Source organism: Psychromicrobium xiongbiense, assembly GCF_030271165.1.
Lineage (GTDB): Bacteria > Actinomycetota > Actinomycetes > Actinomycetales > Micrococcaceae > Renibacterium > Renibacterium xiongbiense.
Genome location: NZ_JASSZH010000020.1, coordinates 98,688 through 119,259 on the forward strand (window position 1 = coordinate 98,688; position 20,572 = coordinate 119,259).

Genomic DNA, 20,572 nt, shown 5'->3' on the forward strand with positions numbered 1-20,572 from the left:
TGCGGGAGGCGCTTGCTGCCCCCATTGTGGTTGCGCACCCCAGCCCGCGGATGGCGCCGGTGCCACCGGTGCAGAGGAGGACCCGGGTGCGACATTTGGTGGCAGTGGTGGCAGTGGTGGCTGGAAAGGCGCACCTCCCTGATCGCTCACACAGCCTCCTGACGACGACGACGTTCCACACGATCGCGTTCGGTGCGAGCCGGGGCGACCTGTTGCCGGTGCACACAGCCTATCCAAAGGATCGATGGCGGGCCATCAGGCCCGGTGACAGGTTATTTGCGCCCTCCGGGCAGGTCGATGGGGCGAAGATTGACTCGATAGGCGACGATAGGTATATGAAGGCTCGTATTTTGGTGGTCGACGACGACGAGGCACTCTCGGAGATGATCGGCATCGTTCTGCGCAACGACGGTTTTGATCCCGTTTTCTGCGCCGACGGCAGTCAGGCCCTGGACGTTTTCCGTGGCGCAAAACCGGACCTGGTGCTCCTGGATCTCATGTTGCCCGGCATTGACGGCATTGAAGTGTGCCGTCAGATCCGCAACGAGTCCGATGTCCCGGTGGTGATGCTGACCGCCAAATCGGACACGGCCGACATCGTCCGCGGGCTGGAATCCGGTGCCGACGACTATGTGCCCAAGCCTTTCAAACCGGCGGAACTCGTAGCGCGGGTCCGCGCCCGTCTGCGCCCCGGTGACCAGAAGCCGCCGGAAACCCTGACCATTGCCGACGTGACGATCGACGTCGCCGGCCACTCCGTCACGCGTGCCGGGGAGCGCATTTCCCTCACCCCGCTGGAGTTTGATCTGCTGGTGGCGCTGGCTCGCAAACCGTGGCAGGTTTTCACCCGTGAGGTGCTTCTGGAACAGGTCTGGGGATATCGGCATGCTGCCGACACCCGGCTGGTCAATGTGCACGTCCAGCGTCTTCGTTCCAAGATCGAACGCGACCCCGAGGCTCCCGAGGTCGTGCTCACAGTTCGCGGCGTTGGGTACAAAGCAGGTCAGTAACTGATGGCTGTTCCGTCGTGGTGGCGACGCGGCTGGGCCTGGACCAAGCGCGAATTCGCCTGGGTCTTCAGCCGCTGGCGCCGGTCACTGCAGTTCCGCACCGTCTCGGTGACGATGCTGGCAGCGTTTCTGGTGTTCTGTGTGCTCGGGATCTTCCTCTCCAACCAGATCGCCCAGGGGCTCTTCAAGGAGCGACTGCAGCAGGCGACCACGGATAACCTGCGCGGCGTCACCATGGTGCAGGACGCATTCGATGCCGCCCAGGTCTCGGACAAGGCCGGCCTGTCAGTGCTGGCCCGCGGCGTCCTCAGCTCCCTGAACACCGGCGAGTCGGATAACAGCCGTCTGTATCTGATGACCGTGGTGCCCGGTCAGACCAATCCGCTGTCCGTGGCCTCGCTGTCCAGCGACGGATTTCCCGCCACAGCCATCCCGGACGATCTGCGTAGTCAGGTCAGGGCGCTGCCCACCAATCAGCTCGGCGTCCAGCTCTGGAAGTCGATCGCCCTTCCGGTCGGCAGCAGCGGCACGCATCCGGCGATCGCCATCGGTACTCTCGTCCGGCTCTCCAGCACCACGTATGAGCTCTACATGGTCTATGACCTGAACAAGACGCAGGACACGCTCAACTACATCCAGTCGGTGCTGCTCATCTCCGGTGCTGCACTGCTGCTGCTGATCGGCGGCATCATCTGGTATGTGACGCGCAGCGTCGTCACCCCGGTCAGTGCCGCTGCCACGGTGGCGGAAAAGCTGGCCGCCGGCGGTCTGCAGGAACGAATGGATGCCCGCGGCGAGGATGAGATGGCCCGCCTGTCGCTGTCCTTCAACAAAATGGCGGCTGCGTTGCAGGATCAGATCACCCAGCTGGCGGCGCTTTCCGAGATGCAGCGCAATTTTGTCTCTGACGTCTCGCATGAGCTGCGGACCCCGCTGACCACCGTCCGGATGGCCGCAGAGGTGCTCTACGACGCCCGGGACGGCTTCGACCCGGTCAGCCAGCGCTCGGCGGAACTCATGTACCACCAGGTGGAGCGGTTCCAGGCGCTTCTGGCGGACCTGCTGGAGATCTCCCGGTTTGACGCTGGTGCGGCACTGCTGGATGCGGAGCCCGGCGATCTGTTTGCCGTCATCCAACAGGTGGTGGACCAGGCTGCACCGCTCGCGGAGCAGATCGGTTCGGAACTGCGCATTCTGAGCTCGATGTCGGATCGGTACTGTGTGGTCGAAATGGATCCGCGCCGGATCGAACGGATCGTGCGCAACCTGGTGGTTAACGCGCTCGAGCACGGTGAGGGACACCCGGTGGAAGTGCATATTGCTGCCGATGAGGAGGTCGCAGCCATTGCCGTCAGGGACTACGGCATCGGGATGGCCGAAGAAGATCTGGTGCGTGTTTTCGACCGCTTCTGGCGTGCCGATCCGGCCCGCGCACGTACCACGGGGGGCAGCGGCCTGGGACTGGCCATCGCCACCGAGGACGCCAACCTCCACCGGGGGCGGCTCGAAGTCTGGGCGAGCCCCGGCAAGGGCTCGTGCTTCCGGTTGACCTTGCCCCGACATCAGGGCGACGTCATCGACCACACGCTGCTCGATATGCCACCCGGTACCGAAGCGGGCGGACCCATCGCGTTTCCGCCCACCGGAATTCTGGCCACCGTGGCCCGGGCGCCATCGTTCTCAGCTCTGGCTGAGCTGACCTCCGGGACCGCCTCTCCACAGGGAGGGACCACGTCTGCATCGAAGGAGAAGCGATGAATCGGCCCCTCTCCGCCGCCCGACGTCATCGTGTGCCGTGGCTGGCCTGCGTTCTGAGCGTCCTCTGTTTTCTCCTGGCCATGCTCACGGCCTGCTCCAGCATTCCCACCGGCGGGCCGGTGAGCCGCAGCGACGTGACGGCTGACCAGCAGAATCAGCAGGCGCAGGACATCGTGTTCAATGCGGTTCCTCCGGCAGACAACGCTGATCAGACCCAGATCATCAGTGGGTTCATCGCAGCCTCGGTGGGCGGCGTGGTGAATAACTTCCAGGTGGCACGGACGTACCTGACCACCGATCTGGGAAACACCTGGAAGGGCAATAACCGCACGGTGGTCTACCAGGGAGACCCCCGGATCTCCCGTGACGGATCTGATACGCAGTACAAGGTCGATGTCGACGTCAAAGGCGTGGTGGATTCGACCGGAGTGATGACGGCAGCCTCCACCGGAGCCGTGGAATCGATGAGCCTGAGCCTGAGCAAGGTGGACGGCCAGTGGCGGATCAGCTCGCCACCCAATGGGGTATTGCTGTCCCAGGACTACTTCAATTCGCTCTTCGTCCCGCGCGATATCTACTTCTACGATCCGACCTTCAGCTACCTCGTTCCCGACCTGCGCTGGTTTGCCGGGCAGAGTTCCGTGGCGCAGGGCAACTCCCGCGCCACGGCGATGGTGCGCGCGCTGCTGGGCGGCCCCGCACCGTATCTGAAGGGTGCCGTGGCCAGCGCCTTCCCGGACGGCACCGATCTTCTGCGGCCCACCGTACCGATCAATAATTCGCAGGCCACCGTCGATCTGACCGCCAAATCCCTTCTGGAAGCCAGCTCGGCAGCGCGCGCACAGATGCAGGCTCAGCTGCAGGAGACCTTGCAGAAGGGCCTTAATACGGTGACCAGCGTGCAGATGCGCGCCGACACCACCAGCATCACCCCGGACAGCGCGGATCCGACGACGACCGGCGTGGCTCATCAGCCCACGGTCGCGGCCCGTCAGGTCGGTATCTCGAAGGGGGAACTCGCCTGGTTGGAGGGTGGAGCGGTGTCATCGCTGACGGGGTTCCCGTCGGTGGCGGCGCTGCACCCAGCCCAGCCCGCCCAGTCCTATGACAAGGGCGTCGCGCTCGCCTTCCTCACCGCCGAGCTGCGGTCGCTGTACACCATGGTGCCCGGGCAGGAACCGGTCCGGAAGATCGACGGCGTCCCGCTGTCGGCGCCATCGTTTTCACCCGGCGGATGGGTCTGGACGGCTGCCACCGACGGCAGCGGTCGGGTTTTCGCAGCGCAGCCGGCAGGTCAGGGGGCGGTGGTGACGCTCACCCCGGACTGGCTCAAGGGCCGTACTGTTTCCTCCCTGCGGGTCTCCCGTGACGGCACCCGACTGCTGGTGGTCTCTTCAGCGAATGGGGTGACCACTCTCGAATTTGCCGGGATTCTCAAGCAGGACGGAAGTGCGGGGAGCACCCCGCGGGACCTGGCCCCACCGATGATCCTTTACCCAGCCGCTCAGGTCAGCCAGGCCTTCTGGTCCGGACCGGAATCGGTGGTGCTGCTGACGCCGGGCACCACCGCACCCGCATTATTGGAGTGGTCGCTTGCCGCTGATCCAGTGGTGATGCCCACGCTGGCGGACACCAGCTGGCTCAGCGTGGGCAGTTCCTTCAACGATGTGTACACCCAGAGCACTTCCGGGGCGCTCTACCTGAGGGTGGGTAATGTCTGGCAGCAGCAGCCCGCCCAGGGGATCACCCAGCTGGCTTTCCCGGGCTGAGACTCCTCCTCCACAGTGGCCATTGAGCGCCTTTTTGTTCACAAGCGGGCCCGGAGGCGGGTGGTTCTCCCGGTACCGGACCATCCGCGGGCCAGGATGGCTGAATGGATCTGGACCCGACGATGCCGGTGCGCGGGCATCGTTCCCCGCCCACCAGCGGATGGGCGTGGCTGGTGGAAACGGTGTGCAGGCTCCTGACGGAGCTGAGTCTGGTGGTCTTTCCGATGCGATGCGTCGCCTGCGAGGCGGCCGACGCATCGTTATGCCAGGACTGTGCCCGGCATCTGCGTCAGGCTGACCGGGAACCCTGGCAGGCTTCGCACGGTGCTCCTGCCCTGCAGGAATTGAACGGAGAGCCTCTTCTGCCGGTGATCGCTGCGGCCCGGTACGGCGCGGTGGTCTCTGCCGTCCTCCTCGGGTTCAAACAGCAGGGCAGAACAGTATTGGCACGGCAGCTTGCGCCTGCGCTGGCCCGTGCCGTGGAGGTGGCGGTTCAGGAGCTCTGTCTGCCTCCTGATCATGCATGCCCGGCGCCCGTACTGGTGCCGATTCCGACCACGGGCGCAGCGTTTCGCCGACGCGGCTATGATCCGGTGGCCCTCATCCTGGCCGAACCGGCGATCAGGCATCTTGGCCTGGACGCGGTGCGATTGTTGCGCCCGCGATGGCGGCCTGCCTGGGCCCGGCACAGCCAGAAACTGCTCGGCCGCGCGGCGCGTGGCCGCAATGCCCGGGGCAGTCTGGCGGTGCGCTCGCACCAGATCCCACGGCTGCGCGGCAGGCCAATTGTGCTGATCGATGACGTCCTGACCACTGGGGCAACCCTGGCTGAGGCGCATCGGGTCCTTTCTGCCACGGGGTGCGAGGTTCTCGGTGGAGCCGTGGTGGCAGCGGTTTCCGGGGCAGTTTCTGCTGGCGGAGCGGCCTGGGAACCGGACATACCAAAAACCCAGGAAAACCCTTCCCGGGATCTGCGTGATTCCTGACCCGCTTTGGACTAACGTGGGTGAACGGGCATCCCTTGAGGATCGGGACCCGTCGGCGGTCCGGTGTATGCACCGAAATGTCGACCGCTGTGTCACCAAGATCTCTGGAGGGCACTATGGAATTCACCATCAACGGACGCAACCTCTCCATCTCGGATCGCTTCCGGGAGTACGCCTCGGAAAAGATTTCCAAACTGGAAGTCCTTGCCGACAAGATCCAGCGCATTGACGCGAAAATCTCCAAAATTGCGGCATCGCGCTCAGCCAGTCAGGTGCTCGCAGTCGAGCTGACGGTGCAGAGTCGTGGTCCGGTGATTCGCGCAGAAGCTCATGGCGATGACAAGTTCGCCGCTTTTGACGCCGCTTATGCCAAGCTCCTTGAACGATTGCGTCGCGCCAAGGACAGAAAGAAAATTCACCGTGGTCGCCATACACCTGTGGCGGTTCACGAAGCGACGGCCGGCCTGCCCACAGTGCCCCTCGGCCTGGTGGCGGATCCGGAGCCCGCGCCCACCCCCGTGGCCGCCCCGGAGCCATATGAGAGTGAAGCCGACGTCCCTGCCGGAGATTCGCCGGTCCTGATCCGCCGGAAGATCTTCCCGGCGGAGGTCATGTGCGTCGATGACGCGGTGGACAACATGGAACTCGTCGGCCACGATTTCTACCTCTTCGTCGACTCCACGACGAATGCGCCCTCCGTGGTGTACCGCCGTCGTGGCTGGACCTACGGGGTCATCTCGCTCAATGATGCAGACGGCACCATGCCGAGTAGCTCCACCGTGAGTGAGCAGATCCTGGCGTATCGCTCAGATGACCGGGCGGCCAGCGTCGGTTGATCAGCATTGACCACATGAAGTAAACAACCACCAGGCCAGCCTGGGGGCGTAGGGTTCGAGAGATTCTTGATTGTCGGCCCTTGCTCCTAGGCTGGCCTCATGAGTGCTGGCCTGATGAGCGTTGGACAGATGACCGCTTCCGCACCCCTGACCCTGGGCCAGGCCCGAAGAATCGCGCTCGCCGCGCAGGGTCTGCATCGGGGAAAGCCTGCGGCATCGGGTGGGGCATCAACCCGGGCCCTGATCAAGACCTTTGACACTCTGCAACTGGTGCAGATCGACTCAGTGAACGTGCTTTCCCGCAGCCACTACCTGCCCTTCTTTGCCCGTCTGGGCAGTTATGACCGTTCTGCGCTGGACCGGCTGGCCTCACGGCACCCGCGGAAGATGGTCGAGTACTGGGCTCATGAGGCCAGTTTTATTCACCCCGGGCATTTCACCGCCGTCCAGCAGTGGCAGCGGCGGTCCTGGTTCGGCCGGAACCCGCTCGATCGAACCTCGGAGGAAGCCCTGGCTGCCGACGTCCTCGCGGCGCTGTCTGCAGGGCGCGCGATGACGGCCCGGCAGGTGAGCGATCGGATCGGCCATGAGGCAGAGGTAGATCGCAGCGGCTGGGGCTGGAACTGGCATCCGGTCAAGCAGATCCTGGAAAAACTGTTCATCGCCGGCACCGTCGGAGTGGCGGGTCGTACTGAACAGTTCGAGCGCTTATACACGCCGGTTGAACGGGTCATCCATCCTGCTCCGCACAGTCTGCAGGTGGCGTCTTTCGATGATGCCGAGCGTCAGCAGGCGCTGGATATGCTCATCGAGGCGTCCGCCAGGGCGCATGGAATCGGAACGGCGCGCTGTTTTGCGGACTACTTCAGATTGCCGGTGCGCAGTGCTGCACAGGCGGTGGACCGGCTGGTCGGTGATGGTGTGCTGGAACCGGTCGTGGTTCGTGGCTGGGATGCCCGACTCTACCTTCATCGAGAGGCTGCCCGGCCGCGTTTCAGCAGGGCCCGGGCGCTGCTGAGCCCCTTTGACTCGGTGGTGTTTGAGCGTCGTAGGCTCGCTGATCTCTTCGGCATGCACTATCGCATCGGTATCTACACCCCGGCCGGGCAGCGCACCCACGGGTACTACGTGCTGCCTTTCCTGTTAGGGGAGCAGATGGTGGCCCGGGTGGACCTCAAAGCTGACCGGACGCACGGCAGACTGATCGTTCGCACCGCTTTCCGCGAGCCGGAGGCTCCGGTGGATACCGCCATCGAGCTGGCTGCCGAACTTCGGCTGATGGCCGACTGGCTGGGCCTGAACGATGTGCTGGTCGAACAGGTCGGTGACCTTGCACCGGACCTGGCGAGGGCGGTTGTCGCCGCAGGCTGAGCGCTGTGCTGTCCTCACCCTCATGATCTTCCACCTCACGGTCTTCCACCTGCCTGTCAGCCAGCTCGGGGAACGCATGCGCCCGGCTAATCGTGTCTCACGTAGACTATTGACCGCCGGGAGCCGCAGGGCTCCGGCAGCGGCCTGGGCCGCACAACCGCAGCTAACCGGGAGTACAGACACGTGGCTTCACTGCTTGAGAAGATCCTCCGTACGGGCGACCGCAAGACGCTCAAGCGTCTCCACGTCTACGCGGACGCCATCAACGCGCTGGAAGAGTCTTTCGAGACCTTCACGGACGCTGAGCTGCGCGAGGAGACCGATCGGCTGAAGGCCCGTCATGCCGACGGTGAATCCCTGGATGACTTACTTCCGGAAGCCTTTGCCGCGGTGCGAGAGGGCTCCCGCCGCACCCTGGGTATGCGACAGTTCGATGTTCAGCTGATGGGTGGTGCCGCGCTGCACCTGGGCAACATCGCTGAAATGAAGACCGGTGAAGGCAAGACGCTGGTGGCCACGGCCCCGGCCTTCCTCAACGCACTCTCCGGTAAAGGTGTGCACATTGTGACCACCAATGACTATCTGGCCAGCTATCAGTCGGAGCTGATGGGTCGTGTTCACCGCTTCATGGGTCTGACCAGCGGTTGCATCCTCTCCCAGCAGGAACCCGCGGTGCGTCGCGAACAGTACGCGGCAGACGTCACCTATGGAACCAACAACGAATTCGGCTTCGACTACCTGCGCGACAACATGGCGTGGAGCGCGGAGGAACTGGTTCAGCGCGGCCACCACTTCGCCATCGTCGATGAAGTCGACTCCATTCTGATCGATGAGGCCAGGACTCCGCTCATCATTTCCGGCCCGGCGTCCGGGGACGCCAACCGGTGGTACGGGGAATTCGCCAAGGTGGTGCTCCGGCTGACCGAGGAGAAGGACTACGAAGTCGATGAGAAGAAGCGCACCGTCGGTGTGCTGGAGCCCGGGATTGAAAAGGTCGAGGACTACCTGGGCATCACGAACCTCTACGAATCCGCCAATACCCCGCTGATCGGCTTCCTGAACAACGCCATCAAGGCCAAGGAACTGTTCAAGCGGGACAAGGACTACGTGGTCCTCGATGGTGAAGTCCTCATCGTCGATGAGCACACCGGCCGTATTCTGGCGGGCCGTCGGTACAACGAAGGCATGCATCAGGCCATCGAGGCCAAAGAGGGCGTCGAGATCAAGGCGGAGAACCAGACGCTGGCCACCGTCACCCTGCAGAACTACTTCCGGCTCTACGAAAAGCTCTCGGGGATGACCGGTACCGCAGAGACCGAAGCTGCAGAATTCATGAGCACCTACAAACTCGGTGTGGTGCCGATCCCGACCAATAAGCCGATGATCCGGATCGATCAGCCGGATCTGGTGTATAAAAACGAGGTCGTGAAGTTCGAAGCTCTGGTGGACGACATCGTGGAACGTCACGAAAAGGGTCAGCCGGTGCTGGTCGGCACGGTGAGCGTTGAAAAGAGCGAATACCTCTCCAAACAGCTGGCCAAGCGTGGCGTGAAGCATGAGGTGCTCAACGCCAAGAACCACGCTCGTGAAGCCGCTATCGTCGCGGAGGCCGGGCGTAAAGGCGCGGTGACGGTTGCCACCAATATGGCTGGTCGTGGTACCGACATCATGCTCGGTGGCAACGCTGAATTCCATGCTGTGGCGGAGTTGGCCAAGCGTGGGCTGAGCCCTGAAGAGACACCCGAAGAATACGAGGCGGCCTGGGCAGAGGCCTTCGAGAAGGCCAAGGAAGACGTCAAGGCTGAGCACGACGAGGTCGTTGAACTCGGCGGTCTCTACGTGCTGGGCACCGAACGCCATGAGTCGCGGCGCATCGACAATCAGCTCCGTGGCCGCTCCGGTCGTCAGGGCGATCCGGGCGAATCGCGGTTCTATCTCTCGCTGACCGACGATCTGATGCGCTTGTTCAACTCCGGTGCGGCTGAACGACTGATGGGCCGCTCGGTGATGCCCGATGACGCCGCGCTGGAGTCCAAGCTGGTCTCCAAGGCGATCGCCTCGGCGCAGGCACAGGTGGAAGGCCGCAACGCTGAGCAGCGCAAGAACGTGCTCAAGTACGATGACGTGCTCAACCGTCAGCGTGAGGCGATCTACAGCGATCGTCGCCATATTCTGGAAGGCGATGATCTGCACGAGAAGGTGCAGCACTTCCTCGAAGACACGATTACCGAGTCGATCGATGCAGTAACGGCCGAAGGGCACAGCGAAGACTGGGACTATAAGGCGCTGTGGGCCAATCTGAGCACCCTGTACCCGATCTCGTTGACCATCGATGACATCGCTGAAGAGGTGGGCGGTAAGGGCGCGATCACCTCTGAGATCCTGCGTGATGAGATCCTCTCCGATGCCCGGCTTGCGTACCAGCGCCGGGAGGAGTCCCTGGGCTCGGAGACCATGCGAGAGCTGGAGCGTCGGGTGGTGCTCTCGGTGGTGGGCCGCAAGTGGCAGGAACACCTCTACGAGATGGACTACCTGAAAGAGGGCATCGGACTGCGCGCCATGGCACAGCGTGATCCGTTGGTCGAGTACCAGCGCGAGGGTTTCCTGATGTTCCAGGCGATGACGGGAGCCATCCGGGAAGAAAGCGTCGGTTTCCTCTTCAACCTCGACGTTCAGGTCGAAGAGTCGCCAGCCGCCTCGGTGGGCGTCCAGGCGGAGCAGTCCGCCTTGGCGGACCGGGTGGCCGGGACATCGTCCGGGGATGCTGAGCCTGCTGAGGGAAAGTCCTCTGGAGCGTCGGCAATTCTGAGCGCACCGGGGCTCCAGGCCCCAGCCCAGCCGACCACACTGAGCTTCACTTCGCCCGATGCCTCGGGCGAAGCGCAGACCCGGGTGGAGCGCACCGCTGCGGCTAAGGAATCGGCAGGCAAGGGCTCCTCAACCAATCTGCCGCCATCGGCCCGGAAGACCACCAGAACGAACGCCAAGCGGAAGAAGCGCCGCTGACGAGGCTGCCCCAGTGGGGACAGCGTCTGGCACCTTCAGATGATCTGTAACTCCATGACGCGCCAGGCATTTGCCCGTTGCTCCACCCGAAGCGCCACTGCACGGTGGCGAATCCGTTCAGCGATGACGACGCTGAGTTCGTAGACACCGGGTGCGAGCTTGCAGTAGTGAACACTGCGCAGTTTGAGCGCGTGATGCGGTTTGTCTGCCAGTGGTGGGCGGGCGGTTCGCAAGGCTCGCTGCGTCAGGTTTAGCCTGATCTCCAGATTCCGCAGGGGTTTGGAGTCCAGGTACGGGCGCACTTGCGAGACCGGGCGAACTCCGGCGAGTACTTCAAGGGCGGCCTGGGCCACCGTGGCGGCGAACTGGCGCACCTTGCGGGCCTCTGAAGCGGCAAGGTCAACGACCTCGCCCTGGGGCTGTTCACGAGCGGATTCTGCTGAATTTCCAGCCACCCGCAGTCGCCGGGGTTCCGGTCCTGAGGATGATTCTTCAGCGGTGACGGCGGACATGATGCCTCCTGGTGTGAGATGGGTTGAGGTGGATGCACAGCGTTCATCAGCGTGCAGGTGGGGCGAGGAGAATTTGTCCGGGTTGGATCAGATGGGCGTCCTCGCCGATCACTGATCGGTTGAGCGCATACCAGAGCGGCCATGCCCGGGCGATTTCGGCATCGTCCGCCAGTGGACCCAGCGCCCGGGCCGCGATGGACCAGAGCGAGTCGCCGGGACGCACCACATGGCTCTGCTCTGCGCCGATGACGGGGCGCTGTGGGGCAGGCGCCAGGAGACCTGGTGTGGTAGCAGGGGCTGAAGGCTGCCAGAGCGGGCTGGCTCCCACGGCTGGGTTGGTGTCCGCTTTCGGGGGTGTGGACGGCGATGCCGGCCGGGCAGGGGACGATGCTTCGCCGGGACTTGGCTTCCAGCTGGGACTGGGATTCGCTTGCGGAGCGAGATGCCAGCTGGGATCTGTCCCTCCACTGGGGCTCGGTTTCCACAGGGGATAGCTCGAGGAGTCGCTGGAACTGGCGGTCCAGGCGGGAGAGGTGGGTGCCGCGAGAGTCGGAATGCCGGCCTGTGCGCTGGGCGCCAAAGCCAGCTGAAGGCCGACGAGCACGGCAACGGTACGTTGCATGGAGGTCGGCGCTATCCGTACAACCCTGGGACTCCGGCCCGGATGACGCTTCGCGGCAATCGCCCAACTGAGCGAGACAATCAGGGACAGCACCCACCAGAGTGTGACGGCGAGTCCACTCACGATGGCGATCGCCGCGACGACGTCAGCCAGCTCGAGTGTGTTCCAGAGATTCGTGCGCCCAAACCTGGGCATCGTCACCGAGCCACAGAACAGGAGAGCGGCACCCAGCAGCAGGATGCTCAGGGTCATGCCCAGATCGGCAGCAAAGTGTTGCCGGGCTGTTCCCCGGGCATGTTCGATAGCTTTCCTTCGATTTGATGCTGTTTGAACGTGTTTGATGTTCATAAAGCTAAGTGAAGCACCATAGATTCTATTTGTCTATGTTTAGTTGTATTTGATCTGATTTTTTGTGGGTTGACCCGATCTGCTGTGCGCCCTACTCTGTGCTGATGCGATGGGAAGCACTTTTTGCCGATATGGAGGCGCAGGTTGATGCCGCGCGAATTCTGGACTGGGAGGCGGAAGTTGCCGAGCGGGCACGCGCGGAGGCGGCGTCGGTGACCTTGCTGGATCGCCTGCGTGGCGCGGTAGGCGACCGGCTCGAGCTCCGTTTCGGTGGAGCGGCTGGCGCGAGTTCTGCAGGTAGTGCCGCCCTGGCTGGGGTGTTGCATCTGGTGGGAGACGACTGGCTCATGCTGCGGGTGGACCAGCGCTCAGCCGTCGTCCCGCTGAATGCTGTGCTCAGTGTGGAAGGGCTTGGCCGGACGGCCATCCGCCCATCGGGTGCGATTCGGCGCAGCCTTGCCTCGATCCTGCGCCTTCTGGCCCGGGATCGTTCCGTGGTGACGTTCCAGCTAGGTGGGTCGGTGCCGGAGAGATTCACCGCAGTCATTGACGGTGTGGGGTCGGATCACTGTGATGTAGCCGTGCTGCGTGATGGCGAACTGCGGCGGGAGGGGCATATCGTGACCCGGCGCACGGTGCCGTTTTCCGGCATCCAGACGCTTCTTTCGCCTCCTCGCGAGGCGTAGCTCCGATCAGTGCGTGGCGGGGTCCCTGTTCTGTGCTGCCTGATGCTGTGCCACCAGCCGCTGTGTATCTGCATACCGATCCTGGATGTACTGCTCCAGCATGGTCTCTTCGACGCGCCATTGGCCGCGTCCACCCACCTGAATCGCCGGGAGCTCGCCGCTGCGCACCAGAGCATACGCCGCAGGGGAGGAGATCTGCAGTTGCTCGGAGACGTCGGCGAGGGTCAGGAATCGAGGCATGGTCTTATTTTGTCACTTTTGTACTCACTTGAGTAGCTTTGACCAAGTTATCCACAAGTGGTCCGGCAACACTTAATTATTCAGACGTGTGGCCTTATCCTGATGTCGGAGATTCGACGCATAGTCGTTTCACAGGGTCGGTGTGATGCTGGCTCTGCTCTTGGATGGAGTGCGGGGACTTTCTGGGAAGCCCCTGCACTGATGGCGCAAAGGATGCAGGCATGACGATCGGTGCAAACCCGGCTAACCGGCTGAAGCGGCCTTCGTGGAAGGACCCACGGTTGCTGATCGGTCTTCTGCTGGTTCTGGCCTCGGTGGCGGGCGTCGTCGCCCTGGTAGGCAACGTGGACCGTACCGTCAGCGTGTACGCCGCCGCCCAGGACATCGGCGTCGGGCAGAAGCTCGATCAAAGCGTATTGCTCAAGGTCAAGGTGCAACTCGGCGATCTCCAGGGTTCGTACCTGTTGAGTGCCGAGGATGTTCCCACCGACTCTGTCGCCGTGCAGGCGATTCGTCAGGGGCAACTGGTCGCTAGGGACAGCGTGGGCCAGACGGATGCGCTCCACCGCAAGCCGGTGGCGCTGAAACTGGAAACCCCACTGCCCACCGGGGTCCGTAAGGGCAGCCTGGTGGACGTCTGGGTGCTTGGACCGGATGCTAAAGCGGGTAGCCCGGCCGGATCTGCCTCCTCAGAGTCGAAGAAGATGCTCAATGCTGCGGAAATCAGCGAGATCAAGGCGGCGGGGAGTGGCCTCGGGGCGGACTCCAGCACCACGATCTATGTCCTCGTGCCTGAACAACAGCTACCCCAGATCCTGACGGCGCTCGCCAGCAAGGCAACCATTTCCGTGGTCTGGAATCCGGCGGGCGCACGCGGATGACCATTCCAGTGGTGACCGTCGGCGAGGCCATCGCTCCGATGGTCGGTGGCCTGGAACGACTGCATGGGCCCGTGACTGTGGTGCGCCGTTGCGCCGATCTGGCGGAGGCGGTGGCGGCCTGCCAGAGCGGCCTGGCCCAGGCTGCCGTGATCGCAGATGGCGTGGAAGACCTGACAGCGACGCTGCTGGAACAGCTGGCCACGCTGGGTGTCAGTCTGTTGGTGATGACCGATGACGTCCAGCAGGCGAAGCGGGTCACCTCGCTGGGCGCGGTGGTTATCGCCTGCGAGGCTAGGGCCGAGGAGTTGGCGGCGAGCATCAGCGACACGGTCTCCCACAGAAACTTTGCGGCCGCGAACTCTGAACGCCGGGACCTCGCGGGACCGCACGGCGCGGCCTGGGGGCATGCTGATGTCAGGACAGCGCAGCTCCCGGCGTACCCGCAGGCCGGTCCGCAGGTTCACCGACCGCTTGACGCCCCGGCCGGCTCGGGAGGGGGCGGCGCTCTGGAGCCCGCGCAGGGTCGCGTCATCGCGGTCTGGGGACCGATCGGTTCGCCCGGTCGCACCACGGTCGCGGTCAACCTGGCAGCTGAGCTGGCGGCCACGGGTCGTAGGGTGATGGTGGTGGATGCCGACAGCTATGGAGCCAGTGTGGCCGGCACACTCGGCCTGCTCGATGAAACTGCAGGAATTGCGCAGGCCTGTCGGCTGGCTGATCAAGGTGTCCTGGCGCCGGATACGCTGGCCCGGATTGCGCCCGAGGTGATGTTCCGGGGCGGAAGTTTCCGGGTGCTCACGGGATTGACCCGGATGGATCGCTGGCCTGAACTGCGCTCTGCAGCCCTGACTGAGGTGGTTGAACAGGCCAGGCAGCTCTGCCGTCATGTGGTGATCGACTGCGGTTTTTCACTCGAAAATGATGAAGAACTCAGCTATGACACGATGGCGCCGCGCCGCAACGCCGCCACTCTCACCGTACTGAATGCGGCAGATCAGATTGTGGCTGTCGCTGGCGCGGACAGCATCGGAATTCCGCGGATGATCAGAGCCCTGAATGAGCTCGATCAACTCTTTCCAGCGCACCAGGTCAGTGTGGTGGTCAACAAGCTTCGCACCGGATCCGTGGGGAGTTCACCGGAGTCGGCGCTGCGCGAGGCCTGGGCCCGTTTCGGCCCGCAGCGGGACATCGTCCACTTCCTGCCCTGGGATCCGGCCTCCATGGACAGAGCCTTGCTCAGCGGTCAGGTCCTGCTGGAGGCTGCGGCGGATGCTCCGTTGAGACAGGCACTTCTCCGACTGGCGGCGGAGGTTTCGGGTGCCGGTACTTCCGGTGCGAAAACAGCCGCCGATACCGGGCGCCTTGCCTCCGCCGGGCGAGGTCGCCGACGGCAGCAGCGACAACTCGTCAAGGCCGTTGGGCAGATCAACAAAAAATAAGAATTTTGTAGGTCATATGCCCATCAATCGGCTGGGCGTTCACGGACTACAGTGAAGAGGGCTGCAATGACGCGGCTGACTACCACCTATGGAGGCGTTGACATGTCCACAGGGTCCGGCGAGGCCGCATCGAGTTCCACCCCGAGTTCGGAGAGCACCGTTCCGTCGGAAACGAGGTTGAGCCCCGAGGCGAATGCACGCTTCCGTGATGAGTACTACGCACAGGTGGCCCAGGACGAATTTGCCCACTTCGATCCGCAGACACTGGACCGTCGCGCTGCTACACATCGGCAACTGGCTGCGCGGCGCCTGCCGCACACTGCGATGGTCTCGGTAGTGGAAGATCAGCTCCCCGATGCCAGCGGCAGCGGAGTCTCGCTGGCCAGCATGGTCTACGTCGTCACGGACGATATGCCCTTCCTGGTCGACTCGGTCACCGCCGAAATCGTGCGTCAGTACGGGGCGATCAATCTGGTGGTCCATCCGGTGTTTGTGGTTCGACGGGACCAGGACGGTGCTCTGGAACAGGTCATTCCCGTGCCGTCCCAGGGCGGAATGGCGAGCGGTGACACTGCGGCGCTGCCTGACCTGGCCGCCGTCCTGCCCCAGGCTGGAGGCTCGGCGGCCCTGGAGTCCTGGATCGCCATCGAACTGGCACCGTTGGGCCTGGAACGCCGGGAGCAGCTCGCCACCGGTCTGACGAATGTGCTTGCCGATGTGCGTGCTGCAGTGGATGACTGGCGGTCCATGCGGCAGATGGCGCTGGAGTGCGCAGCGAGCCTGGAACAGGCGCCGGGCCGGGACCAGATTGCCGAGCTGGGCGAAGCCCAGGAGCTGCTGCGCTGGATGGAAGCGGGCAACTTCACCTTCCTGGGGTACCGCGAGTATGAGCTGATCAGTGATCAGGGCCAGGACGCCTTGGTCACCAAGCAAGGCAGTGGACTCGGTGTGCTGCACCAGAGCCGGGCGGAGGCGGCCGCGACCGCCAAGCAGGTGCATCGACTGACCGAGGCGGGGCGTCGCAAGGCCCGGGAGCGTCAGGCTCTGGTGATCACGAAAGCGAACTCCCGCTCCACAGTGCACCGCAGTGGGTACCTTGACTATGTGGGCGTCAAGTCCTTTGACGCCCAGGGCAATGTGACCGGGGAGCGGCGATTCATCGGCCTCTTCGCCTCTACTGCCTATAACTCCTCGGTTCGCGACATTCCGGTGGTGCGCCAGAAAGTACGTGCGGTTCAGGACCATTTTGGCTTTCCCGCCGATTCGCATTCGGGCAAGGATCTCTTCGCAGTTCTGGAGTCCTACCCACGCGATGAGATGTTCCAGATCGCTGTGCCGGATCTGATCGCCATCGCTGATGGGATCCTGCGGCTTCAGGAACGGCGGCGGACCAGGCTGTTCCTGCGTCCGGACATCTATGGACGGTTCATGTCCGCACTGGTCTACATTCCCCGGGATCGTTACACCACTGCTGTCCGGCTACGGATCGAGGCGGAGCTGCGGGAGACCTTCCAGGCGGAGACTATCGACTTTGAGGCGCGAATGAGCGACTCTGCGCTGGCGCGATTGTTCTTCCGCATTCGGCTGCCCCGGGAGACCCAGGGCCACGACCGTAGCCCTGCTGAGCTGGAAGCGCTCAGCCAGGAACTGGAGCATCGACTGGTCCGGGCTGCCCGCTCCTGGGCCGAAGGGCTCTCGGAAGCGCTGCAGAACAGTTATGCTCTCGAGGTCGCACTGCCGTTGGTCCGCCTGTGGGCGGATGCCTTCCCTGCCGGGTACCGGGTGGACTTCGAAGTGGAGGAGGCCGTGCTCGATGTCGAACGCTTTGAAGCCTACGAAGCACGGCTGCGTCTGGCCCGCCGGCAGCACGAGACATTGCAGGATGCCGCAGGCCTGGACCAGGTTCACGAGGACGATGCGGTGGACTGCAGGCCCGAGGTAGCGGTCTATCTGCCAGCAGACGTCCAGGACCTCGAGGAAGACGCCCGGCTTAAGTTGTATCTGACCAAGCCGCGCAGTCTGAGTCAGATTCTGCCGCTGCTGCACAATCTGGGCCTCCTTGTGCTGGACGAGCGACCTTTCGAAATCACGACAGCGGATGGTCGGGATTTCTTCCTGTACGACCTGGGTCTCAAATATCCGGCGGGAGTGGATCCGCTGGGCACTGCGGAGTTGTTGCGGGACGCTTTTGGTGCGGCGATGCAGGGAGAGAGCGAATCCGACTCCTTTGACCGGCTGGTGCTCCAGGAACAGTTGTCGTGGCGTCGGGTTTCTGTGCTGCGTAGCTATGCCAAATATCTGCGCCAGTGCGGCAACACCAGTTCCTACGATTTCTTTGCTGATGCCCTGGTGGCCAATCGGGCCGTGGCGACGTCACTGGTGGAGCTGTTCGAGGCCAGCTTCGACCCGGAATTGGCGGATCCAGCCCGTGAAGCCCGGCTCGCGCAGGTTCACCATTCGCTGGACGCCGGCCTGGAGCAGGTGCCGACCCTGGATGCAGACCGTGCCCTGCGCGCGCTGGCCAATGCGATCGAAGCGACCCTGAGGACCAACTACTTCCAGGGCAAGGGCTATCTGTCCTTCAAGCTTGATCCGCGGAGTCTGGAAAACCTTCCGTTGCCCCGTCCGCATGCGGAAATCTGGGTCTACTCACCACGGGTGGAGGGTGTACATCTGCGCTTCGGCCCGATTGCCCGCGGCGGCTTGCGCTGGTCGGACCGGCGGGAGGATTTCCGGACCGAGATCCTGGGGCTGGTGAAGGCGCAGACGGTCAAGAATGCGGTAATTGTGCCCACCGGTGCCAAAGGCGGCTTCTACGCCAAGCGACTGCCCGATCCGGCCGTGGACCGGGCAGCTTGGATGGCCGAGGGCATCGCGAGCTACCAGGTGTTCATCCGCGGTCTGCTCGATCTGACGGACAACCTCGTGAACGGGCAGACCGCTCCACCGGAGCGGGTGGTGCGCCGCGATGGCGATGACAGCTACCTGGTCGTGGCTGCGGACAAGGGGACCGCCTCGTTTTCTGATATCGCGAACTCGATTTCGGCGGACTACGGCTTCTGGCTCGGCGATGCCTTCGCCTCCGGAGGCTCGGTGGGCTACGACCACAAGGCCATGGGCATCACCGCCCGCGGGGCCTGGGAATCGGTCAAAAAGCATTTCAGCGAGCTCGATGTCGACACTCAGCAAGAGTCTTTCACTGTTGCCGGCGTGGGGGACATGTCCGGCGACGTCTTCGGCAACGGCATGTTGCTTTCGGAGCACCTCAAACTGGTGGCCGCCTTTGACCATCGGCATATCTTCCTCGACCCGAATCCGGACCCGGCCGCGTCCTTCGCCGAGCGCCGTCGGCTGTTCGGTTTGCCGCGCTCATCCTGGGCTGACTACGACTCCTCGCTGCTGAGCGAGGGCGGAGGCATCTATCCACGCTCGGTGAAGTCCATTCCGGTCTCGGAGCAGGTCCGGAAGGTCCTGGACCTGCCGGAAGGAACGCAGGCGATGAGCCCACCGGACCTCTTGCGCGCCATTCTGCTCGCGCCGGTGGATCTGCTGTACAACGGCGGGATCGGCACCTATGTCAAGGCCAGCACGGAGCGCAACAACGAGGTCGGCGACAAAGCGAACGACGCCATCCGGGTTGACGGACGGGATCTGCGGGTCAAGGTGGTGGGCGAAGGCGGCAACCTGGGACTGACCCAGCGCGGTCGCATTGAGGCTGCGCTGAACGGCGTCATTCTCAACACCGATGCGATTGACAATTCGGCGGGTGTGGACTGCTCCGACCACGAAGTGAACATCAAGATCTTCATTGATCGCATGGTGGCTGCCGGGCGACTGGAGTCGGGCGAGCGGGCAGCATTCCTCGCCTCCCTCACGGAGGAGGTGGGTGCCCTGGTGCTCACCGACAATGTGGAACAGAACATCCTGCTGCTCAATGACCGGACCAGGGTCCTCGAATGGGGCCCCAGCTATGAACGTCTGATGGACTGGCTGGAGAAGAACGCCGGCCTGGACCGTAGTCTCGAAGCCTTGCCGGGCACCTCGGAGCTGGAAGACCGGATGGCGGCTGGCCAGGGGCTGACCTCACCGGAGCTTTCGGTGTTGGCGGCCTATGCCAAGATCGAGCTGGCCAAGGCGTTGAGCACCAGCGCGCTGGTGGATGATCCCTGGTTCCGACGGGCCCTGGAGGGCTATTTCCCGCGGCAGCTCAGTGAGCGGTTTGCCGGGGACCTTGAGTCACATCCCTTGCGCCGGGAGATCATTGCCACGGTGGTGGCGAATGACATGATCAATATCGGTGGCATCACCTTTGCCTTCCGTGCTCTGGAGGAGACCAGTGCGGGGGAGGACCAGATTGCCCGGGCCTTCGTCGCGATCCGGGAGATCTACCGTCTGGACGAGGTTCTGGCCGAACTCAGTGCTCTGCCCTCTTCGTTCCCCACGGCGCACTGGTCGACCATTCACCTGGATCTGCGCCGGCTGTTGGACCGGGCGGTGCGCTGGATGGTCAATCATGGCGAGACCACCCGGGAGGTCGGTGAGCTGGTGGATCGCTACCAGCCGGTGGTGGATGCACTCCGCGGTTCCCTGGGCGGCTATCTGCTGGGCGTTGACCGCGAACGAGTGGAGGGGTGGCAGGCGAAGGCCGTTCTCTGGGGCGTGCCGGAGCCCCTGGCGACCCAGTGGTCGCAGGTGTACGAGAGTTTCGCTCTGCTGGATGTGGCGCGAATTGGCACCAAGGTGGAGGAGCCTGCGGAGGACATTGCGGCGGTCTACTACAGCGTGTTCGCTCAGTTCACCGTGGATTCGCTGCTGAACCGGATTTCCGCGTTGCCCCGTCTGGATCGCTGGCAGGCACTGGCCCGGGCAGCACTGCGCGATGATCTGTATTCGACCACCGCGGATCTGACGATTGCGGTGATGCGTTCCACCGAGCCGGGTACTCCGGCATCGGCCCGGCTGGAGCAGTGGGTTGCGCTTAACCGGGAGCCGCTGGAGCGCGCCAGGACGATGTTCCTGGAAGTGAATCAGCTGGAACAAGACGATATGGCCTCGCTCTCGGTAGCCTTGAGGGTGCTCCGTTCGATTGTGCGGAGCTGAGCATTCAG

At 63.7% G+C, this 20,572-nt stretch carries 14 protein-coding genes; 11 read left to right on the top strand and 3 right to left on the bottom strand.

All coding sequences use genetic code 11. The features are described 5' to 3' along the window. Nucleotides 1–335: 335 nt before the first annotated feature. The 7 genes from mtrA to secA all read left to right on the top strand — a co-directional run bounded on the left by mtrA (nucleotide 336) and on the right by secA (nucleotide 10,736). Nucleotides 336–1,010, top strand: a complete 675-nt coding sequence (gene mtrA, locus QQM37_RS07810) for an MtrAB system response regulator MtrA (RefSeq protein ID WP_285726263.1) — start codon at nucleotides 336–338, stop codon at nucleotides 1,008–1,010. 3 nt (nucleotides 1,011–1,013) lie between these two features. Beyond that, the gene (mtrB, locus tag QQM37_RS07815) at nucleotides 1,014–2,768 is read left to right on the top strand and encodes an MtrAB system histidine kinase MtrB (protein ID WP_285726265.1); all 1,755 of its coding nucleotides are present in this window, start codon (nucleotides 1,014–1,016) and stop codon (nucleotides 2,766–2,768) included. Continuing rightward, on the top strand, nucleotides 2,765–4,537 hold the full coding sequence (locus QQM37_RS07820; RefSeq protein WP_285726266.1) for an LpqB family beta-propeller domain-containing protein: 1,773 nt from the start codon (nucleotides 2,765–2,767) through the stop codon (nucleotides 4,535–4,537). Before mtrB ends, QQM37_RS07820 begins: the two co-directional genes overlap by 4 nt. A 104-nt stretch (nucleotides 4,538–4,641) precedes the next feature. Further along, nucleotides 4,642–5,523 (top strand): ComF family protein, encoded by an 882-nt coding sequence (locus tag QQM37_RS07825; RefSeq protein ID WP_285726268.1) that lies wholly within the window; start codon nucleotides 4,642–4,644, stop codon nucleotides 5,521–5,523. Nucleotides 5,524–5,639: 116 nt separating this feature from the next. Next, nucleotides 5,640–6,359, top strand: a complete 720-nt coding sequence (gene hpf / locus QQM37_RS07830) for a ribosome hibernation-promoting factor, HPF/YfiA family (protein WP_285726271.1) — start codon at nucleotides 5,640–5,642, stop codon at nucleotides 6,357–6,359. A gap of 99 nt (nucleotides 6,360–6,458) precedes the next feature. Next, nucleotides 6,459–7,730 (top strand): winged helix-turn-helix domain-containing protein, encoded by a 1,272-nt coding sequence (locus tag QQM37_RS07835; protein WP_285726273.1) that lies wholly within the window; start codon nucleotides 6,459–6,461, stop codon nucleotides 7,728–7,730. Nucleotides 7,731–7,913: 183 nt separating this feature from the next. Then, nucleotides 7,914–10,736, top strand: coding sequence for a preprotein translocase subunit SecA (gene secA / locus QQM37_RS07840; protein ID WP_285726274.1), 2,823 nt, complete (start codon nucleotides 7,914–7,916; stop codon nucleotides 10,734–10,736). 35 nt (nucleotides 10,737–10,771) lie between these two features. On the opposite strand, the gene QQM37_RS07845 is transcribed toward secA, so the two are convergent. Then, entirely contained in the window at nucleotides 10,772–11,248 is a 477-nt protein-coding gene (locus tag QQM37_RS07845; protein ID WP_285726276.1) for an Rv3235 family protein, read from the bottom strand. Between the two features lie 46 nt (nucleotides 11,249–11,294). Then, a complete protein-coding gene (locus QQM37_RS07850) occupies nucleotides 11,295–12,122 on the bottom strand; it encodes a LysM peptidoglycan-binding domain-containing protein (RefSeq protein WP_285726278.1) in 828 nt (275 codons plus the stop codon). A gap of 200 nt (nucleotides 12,123–12,322) precedes the next feature. On the opposite strand from QQM37_RS07850, the gene QQM37_RS07855 reads away from it, so the two are divergent. After that, nucleotides 12,323–12,904 (top strand): hypothetical protein, encoded by a 582-nt coding sequence (locus tag QQM37_RS07855; protein WP_285726280.1) that lies wholly within the window; start codon nucleotides 12,323–12,325, stop codon nucleotides 12,902–12,904. A gap of 6 nt (nucleotides 12,905–12,910) precedes the next feature. Here the strand turns inward: QQM37_RS07855 and QQM37_RS07860 are convergent, their stop codons facing one another. Further along, entirely contained in the window at nucleotides 12,911–13,144 is a 234-nt protein-coding gene (locus tag QQM37_RS07860; protein ID WP_285726282.1) for a helix-turn-helix domain-containing protein, read from the bottom strand. A 221-nt stretch (nucleotides 13,145–13,365) separates the two neighbouring features. Between QQM37_RS07860 and QQM37_RS07865 the strand changes: the two genes are divergently transcribed. The 3 genes from QQM37_RS07865 to QQM37_RS07875 all read left to right on the top strand — a co-directional run bounded on the left by QQM37_RS07865 (nucleotide 13,366) and on the right by QQM37_RS07875 (nucleotide 20,564). Beyond that, entirely contained in the window at nucleotides 13,366–14,025 is a 660-nt protein-coding gene (locus QQM37_RS07865; RefSeq protein WP_285726284.1) for a hypothetical protein, read from the top strand. Then, nucleotides 14,022–15,464 carry a CpaE/TadZ family protein gene (locus QQM37_RS07870; protein WP_285726285.1) on the top strand — a complete coding sequence of 481 codons (1,443 nt, stop codon included), beginning with the start codon at nucleotides 14,022–14,024 and terminating at the stop codon, nucleotides 15,462–15,464. The genes QQM37_RS07865 and QQM37_RS07870 overlap by 4 nt, the downstream gene beginning before the upstream one ends. Before the next feature lie 102 nt (nucleotides 15,465–15,566). After that, the gene (locus QQM37_RS07875; RefSeq protein ID WP_285726286.1) at nucleotides 15,567–20,564 is read left to right on the top strand and encodes an NAD-glutamate dehydrogenase; all 4,998 of its coding nucleotides are present in this window, start codon (nucleotides 15,567–15,569) and stop codon (nucleotides 20,562–20,564) included. Nucleotides 20,565–20,572 lie beyond the last annotated feature (8 nt).